Annotated in this window: 11 protein-coding genes; 5 read left to right on the top strand and 6 right to left on the bottom strand. The window is 42.4% G+C overall.

Annotated elements, in window-relative coordinates:
- Positions 1–97 precede the first annotated feature (97 nt).
- Positions 98–1,264: a biotin synthase BioB gene (gene bioB, locus CXF58_RS12715; RefSeq protein WP_102077712.1), complete on the top strand. Its 1,167-nt coding sequence runs from the start codon at positions 98–100 to the stop codon at positions 1,262–1,264.
- 116 nt (positions 1,265–1,380) lie between these two features.
- The gene (hemJ, locus tag CXF58_RS12710; RefSeq protein WP_102077711.1) at positions 1,381–1,815 is read left to right on the top strand and encodes a protoporphyrinogen oxidase HemJ; all 435 of its coding nucleotides are present in this window, start codon (positions 1,381–1,383) and stop codon (positions 1,813–1,815) included.
- A 265-nt stretch (positions 1,816–2,080) separates the two neighbouring features.
- On the opposite strand, the gene CXF58_RS12705 is transcribed toward hemJ, so the two are convergent.
- The 5 genes from CXF58_RS12705 to CXF58_RS12685 form a co-directional block, all read right to left on the bottom strand.
- The gene (locus CXF58_RS12705) at positions 2,081–2,929 is read right to left on the bottom strand and encodes a hypothetical protein (protein ID WP_102077710.1); all 849 of its coding nucleotides are present in this window, start codon (positions 2,927–2,929) and stop codon (positions 2,081–2,083) included.
- A gap of 360 nt (positions 2,930–3,289) precedes the next feature.
- Positions 3,290–3,781: a hypothetical protein gene (locus CXF58_RS12700; RefSeq protein ID WP_102077709.1), complete on the bottom strand. Its 492-nt coding sequence runs from the start codon at positions 3,779–3,781 to the stop codon at positions 3,290–3,292.
- A 73-nt stretch (positions 3,782–3,854) separates the two neighbouring features.
- Entirely contained in the window at positions 3,855–4,571 is a 717-nt protein-coding gene (rph, locus tag CXF58_RS12695) for a ribonuclease PH (protein WP_068403634.1), read from the bottom strand.
- 225 nt (positions 4,572–4,796) lie between these two features.
- Positions 4,797–6,518, bottom strand: a complete 1,722-nt coding sequence (locus tag CXF58_RS12690) for an AMP-binding protein (protein ID WP_372396276.1) — start codon at positions 6,516–6,518, stop codon at positions 4,797–4,799.
- Positions 6,519–7,060: 542 nt separating this feature from the next.
- Positions 7,061–8,788: an AMP-binding protein gene (locus CXF58_RS12685; RefSeq protein ID WP_102077707.1), complete on the bottom strand. Its 1,728-nt coding sequence runs from the start codon at positions 8,786–8,788 to the stop codon at positions 7,061–7,063.
- Positions 8,789–9,377: 589 nt separating this feature from the next.
- On the opposite strand from CXF58_RS12685, the gene parC reads away from it, so the two are divergent.
- Both parC and CXF58_RS12675 read left to right on the top strand, forming a co-directional pair.
- The gene (gene parC, locus CXF58_RS12680) at positions 9,378–11,687 is read left to right on the top strand and encodes a DNA topoisomerase IV subunit A (protein WP_102077706.1); all 2,310 of its coding nucleotides are present in this window, start codon (positions 9,378–9,380) and stop codon (positions 11,685–11,687) included.
- Positions 11,688–11,790: 103 nt separating this feature from the next.
- A complete protein-coding gene (locus tag CXF58_RS12675; RefSeq protein WP_102077705.1) occupies positions 11,791–14,016 on the top strand; it encodes a KAP family P-loop NTPase fold protein in 2,226 nt (741 codons plus the stop codon).
- A 259-nt stretch (positions 14,017–14,275) separates the two neighbouring features.
- Here the strand turns inward: CXF58_RS12675 and CXF58_RS12670 are convergent, their stop codons facing one another.
- Complete coding sequence (locus CXF58_RS12670) at positions 14,276–14,875, bottom strand: hemerythrin domain-containing protein (protein ID WP_102077704.1); 600 nt, start codon at positions 14,873–14,875, stop codon at positions 14,276–14,278.
- A 384-nt stretch (positions 14,876–15,259) separates the two neighbouring features.
- Between CXF58_RS12670 and CXF58_RS12665 the strand changes: the two genes are divergently transcribed.
- Positions 15,260–16,090 (top strand): Cof-type HAD-IIB family hydrolase, encoded by an 831-nt coding sequence (locus tag CXF58_RS12665; protein ID WP_102077703.1) that lies wholly within the window; start codon positions 15,260–15,262, stop codon positions 16,088–16,090.
- The last annotated feature ends 115 nt before the right edge of the window (positions 16,091–16,205 follow it).

Raw genomic sequence — 16,205 nt, 5'->3', positions numbered from 1 at the left:
AAGGCATAAACCCAAGGTTACTCAATTTTTCTTAATTTAACTAATCGCTATTAATTTATCTAATACCTCTTAATATCGTTATAAAAGGATTTATCTCATGGCAGGATTGCTTAATATCTCAGAACCGAATGCCAATAACTATAATCATAACAATACTGATTCAACACTTAATAATAAAAATGCGTCCCATGATTTTTTAGCAAGCTTAGCGACAGACGCAACTAAAAACCGCGAGAAAAAATACAGCCGTGAGCAAATCGCTCAGTTGTTTGACTTGCCGTTGATGGATTTATTACTGCAAGCACAGACGATACACCGCCAACACTTTAGCGCTAATGAAGTACAAATCAGCACCTTACTTTCTATCAAGACTGGTAACTGTCCTGAAGATTGCGGTTACTGCTCGCAGTCTGGTCACCACCGCGATACCACTAAGCTACAGGCGGAAAAACGTATCGAAGTCGATAAAGTCATTGCCGCTGCCAAACGCGCCAAAGCCACAGGTTCATCGCGCTTTTGTATGGGTGCAGCGTGGAAGCACCCAAGCGCCAAAGACATGCCTTATGTGGTCGAGCTGGTCAAAGAAATCAAAGCATTGGGACTTGAAACCTGTATGACCCTTGGCATGCTTGATACAGACCAAGCGGCACAGTTGGCGGATGCAGGTTTAGATTATTACAATCATAATCTCGATACCTCGAGAAGTTACTATGAACAAGTGGTCAGTACGCGCAGCTATGATGAGCGCTTAGATACCATTGCAAATGTACGCGATTCAGGTATTAACGTTTGTAGCGGCAACATCGTTGGCATGGGTGAAAGTCGTGATGACCGCATCGACTGGGTTCATGAGCTACTGAAAATGCCCAAAGCGCCTGAATCTATTCCAGTCAATTTATTGGTGCCTATTCAAGGGACGCCGATCGGTGATAAAGTCTTAGCAGAAGGTCAGCTATCTGTTCTTGAATGGATACGGACGATTGCGGTGACGCGTATTTGCTGTCCAACCAGCTATGTACGCTTATCTGCTGGACGCGAAAGTTTATCTGATGCTGAGCAAGCATTGGCATTCATGGCAGGGGCAAATTCATTCTTTTATGGTGATAAGCTTTTGACCACCGGCAATGCTAGCCAATCAGGTGACGATAGGCTGATGCGCGAGCTTGGCTTAACTAAGCAATTTGCCGCACCACGAGCGCCAAAGCAAGTGCCTGTCATGGATGCCATGAGCGGTCATCAGTCGCAAGTTGTCTTAGCAGAGTAAATGCCATGCGTGCCGCTACCATTATCGCCTCATCTGCGCTAAGCTTGCCGACATTATTAATTAAGAAATTGCGCACGACATTGCGCACAAAATATTAAAACGTAAGAGAGAAAATGATGGCAGACTATTTTAATTGGATTAAAGCGGCTCACATTATCTCTATGGTGTGCTGGTTTGCAGCGATATTTTATCTGCCGCGCCTATTCGTTTATCATGCGATGAGCGACGATAGCATCAGCCACGAGCGCTTTGCCATTATGGAGCGCAAGCTCTATCGCGGTATCATGACGCCATCGATGATAGCCACTTGGTTGTTTGGTTTATGGATGTTGGGAATGGGCTGGGATGTTTATAAAACTCAGGGCTGGCTACACGTTAAATTATTATTGGTAGTACTGCTATCAGGCTATCATGGCGCTTGCGGATTTTATCGTAAAAGGCTGATTGATAATCCGCATTATAAATCACATAAATTTTGGCGCTGGTTTAATGAAATCCCCGTATTTGCGTTAATTTTCATTGTCATTTTGGTGGTGGTAAAACCTTTTTAAAATAATGGAAAGTAAAGCTGACTTACCTTAAAAGTATTTTTATCTGAGTCTGAAACTCACAAAAAAGCGTCCGTTACATATTAAAGTGACGGACGCTTTTTTTAAGTCTTGTTGGCTCAAATCAACGCTATAGTCAAAATATCCTAAAACGCGACGGTATTGCTGATATCAATTTTTTGTCGCCTCTGTCTGCGCAGGCACAGCAAGCAAGAAAAATTGATATCAGCAGTGCGTGATGTATCGATATTACTTTTCACTTACTATATTAAACATTTGGCCGCATGATTTGATAGACATTACTTAAGTCGTAAACACGATAGCGCGCAGGTTCACGGCGATTTTCACCAGCATAGCTAAGTATCAATGCTTGCTTGGCATTCTCATCGACCCAGCCAACAAACAGCCCGCTGTGCTCGACGCCATTGTAGCCGTGATTGATATAGTAGAGCCAGTCACCGACTTCTATCTCACTGCTATTGGCATAAGGGCCTTGTCCGTAGGTGCCTTTATGGATGGTATTACGGCTCACCCCTGCTCGATTAAATACCGCATTGAGATAATCCCAGCAGCCACCTTTAATAATCGTCCGCTCATTGAGCGCCATCTTGCGCGCGGTGCTGATGACTTCCCGCGCTGCCCGACTACTTTGGGTTTCAGCATTACTAAGTAGCGGCAAATATTCGCTATCGACATTATCATAACTGCCCGATAAAAATGCCGGCAAAACAGTCGGCGCCTGGCGTTGGACTGCCGGATAGCGATAATTGCTTTGGGCATTACCGATATAAGTATTTTGGTTAGAATAAGAGCTATTAGAGTAGCTGTTATTAGACGCGCTATTAGTCGTATAACTTGGTGGCGCGCTGCTCGCATTCGAGCGATAGCTGGCCGTATTGCCAGCGCGTTGAATGGTAGAGCGCGTGCTGACTTTGGCAGGAGGAACCGCTGAGTACGTTGGGGTATATCGGGCGCTATAATCAGGTTGGGCTGATTTTTGTGCAATCAAGGCACTCATGCTATCGGCATTTGCTTGGCTGACCGGAAAAATTGTAGCAAAGGTAAATAATAATGCACTGCTCGACGTTGTGATTGACCAAAAGGACAAACGCGACATGACCAACTCCTTGGCAACATATTATTGATGACTTAGCTTGAGCTTTGACCATTCACAAAGTTTGGTCTTTATAAGCTGGCATCAATAAGCGTATTAACGGTAAATAAGATAAATTTTTCAATCCTACTTATAAACCATTTGTACAGGAATCTGCAAGTACTATTGCTTTGAGGTAAGCGATAAAAGGTATAATTTTAAGGATAAGTGGTAAAACGAGGCTTGGTTTTTATAAAAATATGGTTTTTATAAAGATATCGGCTTTAGAAATATGAACGGAGATTTAGGAAGGATAATTAGCTATTATCAGCTTGTAGACTATCTATAGAAAAACAGACGAAAGGATGAAAGCCAATCAATAATTTACTCATCGCTCATTTTGATATTGGCATGGCGTTTGCTCAAAGCCTGACCTTGTAGGATGGCTTTGGTCGCGGTTGCTTCTTGGATATTATCAAAGCCACTGATTAGATATTTACGAATGTCATCACAATCGGCAATTTGTAGCTGCTCGCCAATTAAGGTAATTTTGTCGCCAGCGCTCAGATGGATATGCTCGCGCTTACCTTGATTGTCATGTACCAACTCGCCATCGCGCACCCACAAGACGCCGCTACTAATAACGCCGCTCATGGTTTTTTTACGCTGTTGGCGCTGCCGATTAAAAATAAAACTACCAATAATCAATAGTGCCAAAGCGCCAATTGCTAAGCGCTCAGGTAGCAAGCTCATTGCCAAAGCGACCGCCACCGCTCCAACCAACAATGCGGTGCCAAACCAAAACAGCCCATTATCGGCTGCGGGCGACTGACCTTGCAAGGTGATTTTGGCGCCGTCATCGGTCAGCTTTAGCATGCATGAATACCTGTTTAAGAGCAGTGGATGGTTAAAAATTGAAATAATAAACCTTAAAAATACGCTTAGAGATTTACCAACCTAATGCTGTTTTTTGCATATCGATCAGCTCAGCGATACCTTTTTCGGCAAGGATAAGCATAGCGTCTGCTTGAGCGCGGGTAAAAGGTTTTTCTTCTGCCGTACCCTGTAGTTCGATAAACTCGCCTTTTTGGGTCATCACCACGTTTAAATCAGTATCACAGCTGGCATCTTCTTCGTAGTTTAAGTCCAAATACGCTTCGCCATCTTTCATACCAACCGATACCGCAGCGACCAAACCAATTAATGGATCAGCTTTTAGCTTTTTGGCTTTTTGTAGGCTTTCTAGCGCATCGATAAGGGCAATGGCCGCGCCCGTCACACTGGCGGTACGCGTGCCGCCATCCGCTTGCAAGACATCACAATCAAGATAGATGGTATTTTCGCCAAGTTTACCCAAATCAATCATCGCTCGTAAGCTACGACCGATCAAACGCTGGATTTCTTGCGTGCGACCTGACTGTTTACCGCGAGCCGCTTCGCGCTGATTACGAGTATTGGTCGCACGCGGCAACATGCCGTACTCGGCAGTAACCCAGCCTTTGCCTTTACCTTTGAGCCAGCGCGGTACGCCTGCCTCCACGCTCGCAGTGCATAGTACTTTGGTATCGCCAAAGCTGACCAATACTGAACCTTCAGCATGCTTCGTGTAATGGCGCTCAAAGCTGATCGAGCGAAGTTGGTTAAGCTCACGGTTATCAATACGCATAAAATTTCCTAGTACGATGTTATAAAATCAAAGTGATAAAGCGTTATAAAATAATAGGGTCGTCGCGACGTCAACAGCTATGTTAGCAAGCGAAAAGATGACGTTATCCTAACGTGGCAGCGGCGCAATAGCAAGAATCACCAAGCTATTACGCCGCTACTTTCGCAAGATTTAGTGCTAAAAGTTTGATGCCAAAAGTTTAGTGTTAAAGGTCTGCTGCCAACCTTATTCTAACCCTTCCATCTTACGCAATTCTTTACGCAGGATTTTACCGACGTTTGATTTTGGTAATTCATCCACGAACTGGATATGACGCGGACGCTTATAACCGGTTAATTGTTTTTTGCCAAAATCAATCAGCTCTTGCTCGGTTACCTCGCCTTTTTTGACCACAAACAGCTTAGGATCTTCGCCGCGCTCGTCATTAGGAATGCCGATAGCGCCGCATTCTACCACATTCGGATGCTCGCTCATGGCTTCTTCGATTTCATTTGGATAGACGTTAAAGCCTGACACCAAAATCATATCTTTTTTGCGATCAACGATTTTGATAAAGCCTTTTTCGTCCATGATACCGATATCGCCCGTTTTCAAGAAACCTTTGGCGGTAAAGGTTTCAGCTGTTTCTTGTGGGCGGTTTTGATAACCAATCATCACCTGTGGCCCTTTGACACAGATTTCGCCGCGGTCGCCGAGTGCAACTTCATTTTCATCATCATCGATTAAAATAATATCAGTGCTAGAAGCAGGAATACCAATTTTACCGGTAAATTCAGAGATGGTCATTGGGTTAAAGGCCACTACTGGTGAGGTTTCCGACAAACCGTACCCTTCAACGATGGGCAAGCCAGTGATTTTATGCCACTCTTTTGCCACGCTTGGCAAGACCGACATACCGCCGCCAATCGAGGCTTTTAGATTAGAGAAATCTAAATCGGCAAAGCCTTCTTTATGCACCAAACCGTTAAATAAGGTATTTACCGCCGGGATAAATGCCGGTTTATATTTCGCCATCTCTTTAATCAGGCCATCCAAATCACGCGGATTTGGAATCAGCAAGCCAGCATAACCTTGGTACATGCCGTACATACCGCAAACCATAAACGAGAACACATGGTATAGCGGCAGCGCGGTCAAAATCACGTCATCGGCATCGACATCGTCGTCGAAGGCGCTATTCATTAAGACACTGATTTGGAGCATGTTGGCGACTAAGTTGCCGTGTGACAGCATCGCGCCTTTGGCAACACCGGTGGTACCGCCCGTATATTGCAACAAGGCCACATCGCTTAAGTTTAAATCAGGACGCTTATACTTGCTCGCTGAGATAGCATTTAACGCGTGTTTGAAGCTCGTGCTACCGGGCAAGCGGTAGGCCGGAATCATCTTTTTCACGTGGCGCGCAACAAGATTGACGACGGTGCCTTTGACCAAACCAAGCATATCGCCCAATTTACAGACGATAACGTGCTGTACTTGACCTTTGTCTTCGGCTTCTTGGTAAGTTTTGGCAAAATTCTCAACGATAAATAATGCTTTGGCGCCGCTATCGTTTAGCTGATGCGACAACTCGCGACTGGTATATAGCGGGTTGACGTTGACCAAAATCATGCCAGCGCGGATGATACCGAGCATCACAATAGGATATTGCAAGATGTTGGGCATCATAACGGCAACTTTGTCACCTTTGACCAACCCTAACGACTGCAAATAACTGGCGATTTGGCGGCTGTATAAATCTAACTGCTTAAAGGTGATTGACGAACCCATGCAAATATAAGCAGGTTTTTGCCCATAACGGCTAAAATTACGTTCGAACACTTCCAGTAAAGACGTATTGTCTTCTGGCATATCGATGGTTGCATTGATGCCATAGCGCTCATATGCGCCTAACCACGGACTGTCGCTGTCTATCGTCGGCATGGTAGGAAAGGTACTTTCAACCATTGATTGGTTATCTGCCGCAGCGTTATGGTTTTTGGCTTCTTTATTGGTACTGTCCGTCATAATCTTCCCTAAATATTACTGTTAGTAAGTTGCTATCAAAATTTATTAAATAAAATCACCGTGGTATACAATCACTGAGTTATAAAAGCAAAAACTTGTGAATAAGAAGTCTTATGACATAAGAAACTGCTTATTCAAGAGAATTTGTCATTCACAAACTTTTAAGTTAAAAATCTCGAGACATATAGAGCATGTCTAAGGGTATTTATGACGATAATATTCTACATTTATCGTCAAATACACCTGTTAAATAGAGTATCTATGGGCAAGAACTATAGCAGTTTTGCGCCCAGTTCTCTATGAATACTAGCAAACCCTTATAGAAAAACAAAAAAAATGATAAGGTCATTTGCATAAGACCTTATCATCTTTCACCATTCGCCTATCAAATATCAAGATATTTTTATCAATGCTCAGTATTGATAAAGCGCTATAAAAAGCCCGCTAAATTTGGTATTAGGCTATTTATGATATGAGACGGTTTAAGCGTGTTTCTTTTCTTCTAGGGCGCGTAAGTCTTTATGTAAAATCTTACCGACGTTAGATTTTGGCAGCTCGTCGATAAATTCAACATAACGAGGACGCTTATAACCGGTGAGGTTTTCTTTGGCATAAGCAAGTACTTCCTCTTTAGTCAGGCTGTTATCACTACGCACAACAAAAATCTTCGGCACTTCGCCGCTTTTTTCATCGTCGATACCGATAACGCCGCATTCCAAAATCTTTGGATGACCAGACATCACATCTTCTACTTCGTTTGGATAAACGTTAAAGCCTGAGACCAAAATCATATTCTTTTTGCGATCGACAATCTTAAAGTAACCTTCTTCATCCATCACGCCGATATCGCCGGTACGGAAATAGCCATCCGCCGTCATGACCTCAGCCGTCGCGTCTTCGCGTTTCCAGTAGCCTTTCATGACCTGCGGACCACGAACACAGATTTCGCCGCGCTCACCAATTGGCAACTCATTACCTTCTTCGTCCAAGATGGCCATGTCAGTCGCTGGCATCGGTAGACCGATATTTCCTGAGAACTCGCCGGTACCTTGCGGGTTTGCCGACGCGACAGGAGATGTCTCTGATAAGCCATAACCTTGGACGATAATATTGCCGGTTATTTTTTCCCACTTAGTCGCGGTGTCTTTTAATACTGCCATGCCGCCGCCCATCGACATCTCAAGCTTGCTATGGTCCAATGCTTGAAAGGCTTCGCTGTTGGCAAGCGCGTTAAATAGCGTGTTGACCGCTGGGAAAAACGCCGGTGGATAGTCTTTATAAGCCTTGATTAAGCTTGCGCCATCACGTGGATTTGGCACTAATAGACCAATACAACCACTATATAAACCGTACATACCACAAACGGTAAATGAGAAAATATGATACAGCGGCAAGGCCGTCATAATAACCGGCTGTTCGTTACGCTCTTGGAACTTATCAAACGCATCGCCAAGATAAGTGTCACATTGAATAAGGTTGGCGACCAAGTTGCCGTGCGTCAGCATCGCGCCCTTGGCAACACCTGTGGTTCCACCGGTATATTGTAGGACCGCCACGTCATCAAGACCGATATTGGTTGGGCGTTTATAGTTTTTGACAGACAATTTATTGAGTGCTTTTTTAAAGTTTACGCTACCGTTAACTTTATAATCAGGGACCAATTTTTTGACGTGGCGCACGACCGCATTCACAATAAAGCCTTTTAGCGGGCTCATCAAATCGCCCATCGAGGTAATGACAACATGATCAACCAAGTCTTTACCGATGTCTTGATAGGTTTTGGCAAAGTTTTCTAGGATAAACAGCACTTTGGTATCAGAGTCTTTTAACTGATGTTCAAGCTCTTTGGTGGTATAAAGTGGATTGACATTGACCAAGGTCATGCCAGCGCGTAGCACCCCTAGTACAGCGACCGGTAGCTGCAAGATATTGGGCATCATAACCGCTACTTTATCGCCCTTTTGTAGGCCAAGCGACTGCAGGTAAGCGGCAATTTGTTTGCTATAACGGTCTAAATCTTCATAAGAAAGCTTCACATCCATGCACACAAAAGCGGTACGACCTGCATGGGTAACGAAATTCTGTTCGAGGATATCAATCAAAGAAGTATTGGCGGGCGGCATATCAATGTCGTATTGGATGCCAAGTTTTTCGTAAGTTTCTACCCACGGTTTGTCATCACGACGAATTAAGTTACCTTGATTTTCCATAATCTTACTGCTCCTAATAATAGTGTGCTGGTATCAATCCATTCCTAACCCAAAAGGTCAAACATACCAAATATCGCCGTACAGCCAACCATTGTTATAACACAAGTAATGATGGGCAGCTGACGATATAAAATATGGCGAAGGATCAACAATATAGCGGTAAATAGCCCTTTGTTGATAACATACACACTTTATACAAACTACTCAATACAAAAGATTGAAACTTGAGTTCTTAAACTTACTTGACGGTGTATATATTCATTAAAATCAGCAACTTAAATACCAATACCCACTACAATAGCCACTTTTTTTATAATAGATATTTGTTTGTTATTAGTAGATTCGTCATTTTTATCGTTATTTATCGAAATTTTTAAAAGTATAAATCCGTCGCGTTGCTATTATTTGCTAAACACCTCATGCTAAACATCTTAGAGTAAGGATGTTATATCTAGCACGTCACGACCTGTCGTCTATTCTGACTTATGCCTTTTTAATTTTGCCAATATCCTTTACGATAGCACTATCCTATTTGCACACTTGCACCAATTATTTATATCTATTAAAACTGATAAGCGAAACCTATTCTATGTCCGATGTTATTGATAATACGATTGCTCCCATTATCCCAAATGAACCGATGGATACCCGCTCCGTGGCGGAGTTCACTGAACAAGCCTATCTCAACTATGCTATGTACGTCATCATGGATCGGGCGTTGCCCAATATCGCTGATGGCCTAAAGCCTGTACAGCGCCGTATTGTCTATGCGATGAGCGAACTGGGGCTGAAATCCTCTGCCAAGGCGAAAAAGTCGGCGCGTACGGTCGGTGACGTGCTGGGTAAATATCATCCGCATGGTGATAGCGCCTGTTATGAAGCCATGGTACTAATGGCACAGCCGTTTAGTTATCGCTATCCGCTCATCACGGGTCAAGGTAACTGGGGTAGCCCTGATGATCCCAAATCCTTTGCCGCGATGCGTTATACCGAAGCCAAAATGTCTGCTTACGCCAATACTTTGCTTGCAGAGCTAGGACAAGGCACGGTTGATTGGCAAGATAACTTCGATGGCACCATGCAAGAGCCAACCACCCTACCTGCCCGCCTGCCCAATATTTTATTAAATGGTACGACTGGTATTGCGGTTGGTATGGCAACCGATATCCCGCCGCATAACCTTAATGAAGTGGTACGCGCGGCTATTCGTCTGCTAAAAAATCCTGAGCTATCGGTTAAACAATTAACCCAATCGATACCAGCGCCTGACTTGCCAACGCCAGCTGAAATCATTACCCGTAAAAAAGATTTGCAAGCGATGTATGAGAGCGGCCGTGGCAGCTATAAAATGCGCGCAACTTTCCATATTGACCCAAAAGAAAAAAATCTCGTCATCATCGACGCGCTTCCTTATCAAGTGTCAGGCAATAAGATTCAAGAGCAAATCGCTAAACTCATGATGGATAAAAAGCTGCCGTGGGTGATTGATATTCATGATGAGTCAGATCATGAAAACGCTTGCCGTATCGTGCTTGAACTACGTTCATCGCGCGTCGATGTCGAACGTGTCATGAGTCATTTATTTGCCAGTACTGATCTTGAAAGCAATTACCGCGTCAATATGAATATGATTGGTCTAAACGGTAAACCACAGGTCAAAAATCTTAAAGAAATCCTTGAAGAATGGCTCGTCTGTCGCCGCTCAGTGGTCACCCGTCGTTTGCAATATCGCCTCGATAAAATTGATAAGCGCTTGCATATCCTTGCAGGTTTGTTGATTGCCTATCTGAATATCGATGAAGTCATCCGTATTATTCGTGAAGAAGACGATCCAAAATTATCATTGATGCAAGATTACGATCTGACTGAAATACAAGCCAATGCTATCTTAGACATTCGTCTGCGTCAGCTGGCAAGACTAGAAGAGATTGAACTGCGCCGCGAGCAAGATGAGCTGGCTGCTGAACGCGCCATCATTCAAGAATACTTGGACAATCCAGACAGCCTGACCAATCTGATGATTGATGAGCTTACCGCTGATATGAAGGAACACGGCAATGAGCGCGTATCGCAATTGGCAGAACGCGAGGAAGCGCAAGCACTCAAAGAGTCCGACCTCATACCAAGCGAGCCTGTTACCGCCATCCTATCGAAAGCGGGCTGGATACGTGCCGCCAAAGGCCATGACGTTGATGCTGCTGGCATGACCTATCGCTCGGGTGATAGCTATCAAGCCCACGTGCTTGGCAAATCCAATGAGAGAATCTACGTGCTCGACAGTACCGGACGCAGCTATAGCATCGACGCACACAACTTGGCATCTGCCCGTGGTCAAGGTGATCCGCTAACCAGCGTACTTAAACCGCCTGCAGGTGCTAGCTTTGAGCAGTTATTAACGGGTGCTGACGATCAACGTATTATCCTTGCTAGCTCAGCAGGTTATGGTTTTATCAATACTATTGGCAATCTCGATAGCAATCAAAAAGCGGGTAAAAACATCATCAATCTAGCGGCTGATAGTCGCTTGCTCTCTGTTGCGCGTATCGATGCACCAGTGGAAACGATTGCTAATGCTGACGGTTCAGAAACCAATGCAAATGTAGCGCCTGACCATCTCGCTGTTGTGACCAATGCAGGATATCTATTGATATTTGCTCTTGATGACTTGCCTGAACAGGCACGTGGTAAAGGTAATAAGCTGATTAAATTAAAAGACGGTGAAGAGGTGCTCGCTATCACGCCACTCAGTCAACAAGACAGCTTAATTATTACCGCTGGCAAACGTCATGTGACGCTAAAACCAAACGATTTAGCCAACTATACGGGCAGTCGTGGTAATCGTGGTGGGCAGTTGCCAAGAGGTTTTCAGAATGTGACGAGTGTTGAGGTTGCAGGATAAACTCGCAAATTTAATTCAGGAGCGTGGGTGGAGCGATAGCGAAATTCACAGTTTGGAATTAAAGCACTTGTTTTGACTACATCTCAGTTTATTAAGGATTGAAATGACAACTGAAAACTACTCGTCCGACGCTCCAGTTTCTACTAAAGATGAAGATATATTCTCTCGTTGGAAGTTTTCTGAACGAGTAGCACAAGTAATTGCTACTCGGCGTGATCCAAGCAGTATCGTAATTGGTCTTTATGGCAAATGGGGTGATGGTAAAACCTCAGTTCTCAACTTTATTGAACAATCTCTTAATGCGAACAATGGTGTTATATGTATAAAATTTAATCCTTGGCGATTTGGTACAGAAGACCAGCTATTAATGGGGTTTTTCAACCAAATAGCTGAAGCCTTAGATGATAAACTGGAGACAAAAGGAGATACGCTTAAAGAAATTGGTAAGAAAGTTATTTCACCTTTGGCTTCTTTAGCTGGAATTGGAGGAGTCGGTGAAATTGCAACCTCATTCATTTCAATGCCTGACATAAACGCTTTCAAGAGTAGGACTGAACAGCTTCTGGAAAAATCTCAAAAACGTGTATTGATATTAATTGATGATGTAGATAGGTTGGATAAGACGGAAATTCATGCCTTGTTTCGTCTAGTAAAATTGACAGCAGATTTCAAGTATACCTCTTACATTCTCGCGTTTGATAAAGATATTGTCGCTTCATCTTTACAGGATAGATATTCGACCTCTCAAGGAAACTCGGGCGAAGCGTTTCTAGAAAAAATTATTCAAGTGCCATTGCATTTACCATATATCGATAAACAAACTTTAAGAAATTTTTGTTTTCAAGGGGTAGATACAGCTCTTGAGTTAGCCAACATTCAACTAACTGAAGAGCAAGCTCAAGATTTTGCTCGCAATTTTGTCTCTGCATTTGATAGCTGCATTACTACACCAAGAAAAGCAAAGCTTTATGGCAATATTCTAACGTTCTCTTTGCCTATTTTAAAAGGTGAAGTCAACCCTGTTGATCTGATGTTAATCGAAGGAGTTAGAGCTTTCTATCCTAGGCTATACGAATCTATCAGAGATAATGAGAAACTATTTGTTGGAACGTTTCCTACAAGTAGTGGCTCATCTTATGATGCTGACAAAGATCTTATTAAAACTCTAATTGACAATGCACTGAGTACAACTACATCAAGTAATAAAGAAGATTTGAAAGAATTATTAAAAAATCTTTTCCCTAAGTTACAAGCTGTGTATGGAAAAATGCACTACGCAGGCGACTCTCATAAAGTTTGGACTGATAACCAAAGGATATGTTCGAAAAACTATTTTTCAAGATATTTTGGTTACTCAGTATCACCTAGTGATATATCTGACGTAGCAGTTACCCAGGTATTTCAAAATATAAACAACTGGGATGAGCCTTATAATCATCAAGCTAATCCCTTAAAAGACTTTATAACACCTAAAAATGCTGAAAAGGTAATACAAAAACTACGTAGCCAAATTGACTGGAATAGTGATGGTTACCAGCCTCTTATTTTATCTATAGCGCAAGTTGGCGATATTATTCCTGATACTAGAACCTTTTTGTCTTTTAATCCTCTTGTTCAATCTGTAGTGTTAATTGCTGATATGATACTTAATATCAATAAAAATGAGCAAATAGTCACTGCGAAACTTGCGCTTGATAATGCTCCAACACTTAAATATCAGACTGAGCTATTTAGATGGCTGTATCATAGTGATAATGAGAACCCTAAACCTAACTGTTTTAGTTTAAAAGAAAGAAATGAATTAGGTAATCACCTAGGTAAGAGAATTTTTTCTGATATCGAGACTATTGATATTACATCTGAACAGCCTGACTTAGTATCATGTATTTTTTGGATATTAAGCGAGTATGTAGACAAAACTCGCTTGAACAATTATGTTGAACTTTTAGTTAACTCAGATTCACAAGCTGCCTATAGAATAATTAATGCTTATATTCCAACACTTACAAGTTTGACAAATGGAACTGAAAGCAAAGAAGGTTTGGATGAATCCAATTATAGGTATCTATCTAATCACCTAGATACTTCTATTATTTTTGAAGCAATTAAGCGTGATCTGCCTACTTTAATTATAAATTTGAATGAATATCCAATATTAAAAAGTCGTGATGAAGATAGAGAGTTGATTATTCCTCAACAATTTGTTTGGTGGTATAGAAAAGAAGTTATTAGAAATCAATATAATAACCTAAAATACCAACAATTTAGCGTTATATCGGCTTCAAAAAACGGTAACATTCCTTTTATCAATAATTCAAATAAGCAATAACCACGACCAATAATGAAAAGAACATAAGCCCACCGCTAGCCCCGACTGTAGCGGTATCCTGCTTAGCTGGGCGAGTTGTGAGTGCTAGAAGAGATACGCCAAACCGTAGCCCTCGCCTCGCGCAGATAGCAGATACAAGCGGAAGGCGTGAATGGCTCCCAATAATATTTATAATCGTCACAAGCTTGGATAAAATTATTATATAGACAAAAATGGTACGTGAAACGCGTCCTACAAGTGATGATTGGTAAGAAATCCCCTAACCCTGCCTTAAACCCAAAATCGGAATCACCAAATCTTCCTCATCAGTCAAATGTTGCGAGAGTAAATCGGTCGCACCCACCAAAGTCTGATGCAATTGCGCTGCCAGCAGTTTATCCTCACACTCACTTCTCGTCAGCGTATCATTTTGTACTTGTAGCTTATCGAGTAGCGCATCCAAGCGCACATGGTCGCGACCTAATATCTCAAACCCTGCCTGTAACTTTGGATACATCCGAATAAACTCAGGGAAAAACCCCTCGTCCTCTACCCCGTGGTGTTGATGCAGTTTTAACACATGCATATTGATACGCTTGAGTAGCTGCGAGCGATACGCTGACCAGTCGTATTCGCCAGATTGATAACCTTCACTAATCTGTGTCAGGATACGCTGACGCTTGCGTATGTTAGTATGTACTTTTAGCCAACCTGATGTTTTGTAAGCATAATCTGCGCTAAACCATTGATCAGGTGGTAGTTTGTTAAATAAGAACAACCAATCTGCCTCAAGCCGACTGTCAGGATGACGCGGTGACAAGCTAAACAAGTCATTGTCTAATGCTTTTTGGCTAACATTGTTTTCGGTAGGTAAGCTCATGATGATGCCCTTAGGTAACAATTTTTATTCGATAGTTTTTACGTCGAAGTGGTTAGTTGGCAATTTCTTATTTTATAATTTATTAACAATACTAAACTTAGTATAAATAATATTTAGTTTTTATATAAAGTCAAAAACCAAAAAATCAACTACCTATCCAGTGGCTTGATTTGGATATCAATGGTAACTACCATCGCAAACACCATACACAAGATAGCCAAACACTCCTATTATTGTATGTTTAGCCGTATAAAATGAATACTTACTAATGACCTTAAACTGCGACATTAGCAATAACGCTTAAATCATATTAAGCAAATTTCAAGGACTCTGAATACCTATTTTGAATACCTAAATAGTCATTTTTAAACATAAAGGATGCTCATGTTTATTGTAGATAAGGCTGCAACAGCCAATATGAACCATACATTGTCTGTGCCAAAAGTGATATTTTTTGACATTGACGATACGCTCAGCCGTAACGGTGTTATCGCAGCACACAACCAAGCAACCCTTGAAGCGCTTGCCAAGACTGATATTAAATTGGTGATTTCGACGGGACGCTCTAAAGCGATATTGCCAGCGGATATTTTAGCGTTGCTCGACGCTGATGTTTTGGATGCCATCATTTGTATGAATGGGCAGTACAGCTTTGATAAAAACGGTGTCATCAGTCATTACCCATTATCTGCTGAGCAGACGGACAAAATCGTCCAGTTATGCCAAACAAGCGAGCTCATTCATAAGTTTGACTCTGCCACGCATATCGCCTGGTCGGGTGAAAATGCACGCCTGCGTGAATACAATGCCAGAACACCAAACTCTATCGTTGACCCAGTCTATTACCTATCGAATCCGGTCTATCAGTGCTCGGTATTCTTCAACAATCAAGAAGACAAAATGCAAGACATCGACTTTGCCCAGGACGATTTAAAGCTCGTCCATTGGCATCATATTGGTGCAGATATCTTGCCAGCAAATGCCTCTAAAGCACGAGGTATTCAAGACGTCTGTCAATATTATGGTGTGGAGCCGCGCGAGTGTATGGCATTTGGTGATGGCATGAATGATTTGGAGATGTTTGATTTGGTCGGCTATGCGGTTGCCATGGGTGATGCTCAGCCTGCTCTCATCACGCGTGCGGACTTTGTCACCGGCACGATTGAAGAGTACGGAATACAAGCAGTACTTGAGCAGTTTCACATAGCATCATAAATAGAACAGCTTTAAGCAAAATTGTTAAGAGTGCTCTTTTATACAGCCAACAAAAACCCTTGTCAGTTCAATCTGACAAGGGTTTTTATTTTGCGAATAACGACTAAATCTTATT

Origin of the sequence: Psychrobacter sp. Sarcosine-02u-2 (assembly GCF_002836335.1) — a bacterium.
Classification (GTDB): domain Bacteria; phylum Pseudomonadota; class Gammaproteobacteria; order Pseudomonadales; family Moraxellaceae; genus Psychrobacter; species Psychrobacter faecalis.
The sequence above is the reverse complement of the archived record's forward strand: the minus strand, read 5'-3'. Positions and strand labels throughout refer to the sequence as shown.

What these genes read in the sequence shown, in the direction of transcription:
- bioB (WP_102077712.1), top strand. Translation starts at nt 98, where the DNA reads ATGGCAGGATTGCTTAATATCTCAGAACCGAATGCCAATAACTATAAT.
- hemJ (WP_102077711.1), top strand. Translation starts at nt 1,381, where the DNA reads ATGGCAGACTATTTTAATTGGATTAAAGCGGCTCACATTATCTCTATG.
- CXF58_RS12705 (WP_102077710.1), bottom strand. Translation starts at nt 2,929, where the DNA reads ATGTCGCGTTTGTCCTTTTGGTCAATCACAACGTCGAGCAGTGCATTA.
- CXF58_RS12700 (WP_102077709.1), bottom strand. Translation starts at nt 3,781, where the DNA reads ATGCTAAAGCTGACCGATGACGGCGCCAAAATCACCTTGCAAGGTCAG.
- rph (WP_068403634.1), bottom strand. Translation starts at nt 4,571, where the DNA reads ATGCGTATTGATAACCGTGAGCTTAACCAACTTCGCTCGATCAGCTTT.
- CXF58_RS12690 (WP_372396276.1), bottom strand. Translation starts at nt 6,518, where the DNA reads ATGGTTGAAAGTACCTTTCCTACCATGCCGACGATAGACAGCGACAGT.
- CXF58_RS12685 (WP_102077707.1), bottom strand. Translation starts at nt 8,788, where the DNA reads ATGGAAAATCAAGGTAACTTAATTCGTCGTGATGACAAACCGTGGGTA.
- parC (WP_102077706.1), top strand. Translation starts at nt 9,378, where the DNA reads ATGTCCGATGTTATTGATAATACGATTGCTCCCATTATCCCAAATGAA.
- CXF58_RS12675 (WP_102077705.1), top strand. Translation starts at nt 11,791, where the DNA reads ATGACAACTGAAAACTACTCGTCCGACGCTCCAGTTTCTACTAAAGAT.
- CXF58_RS12670 (WP_102077704.1), bottom strand. Translation starts at nt 14,875, where the DNA reads ATGAGCTTACCTACCGAAAACAATGTTAGCCAAAAAGCATTAGACAAT.
- CXF58_RS12665 (WP_102077703.1), top strand. Translation starts at nt 15,260, where the DNA reads ATGTTTATTGTAGATAAGGCTGCAACAGCCAATATGAACCATACATTG.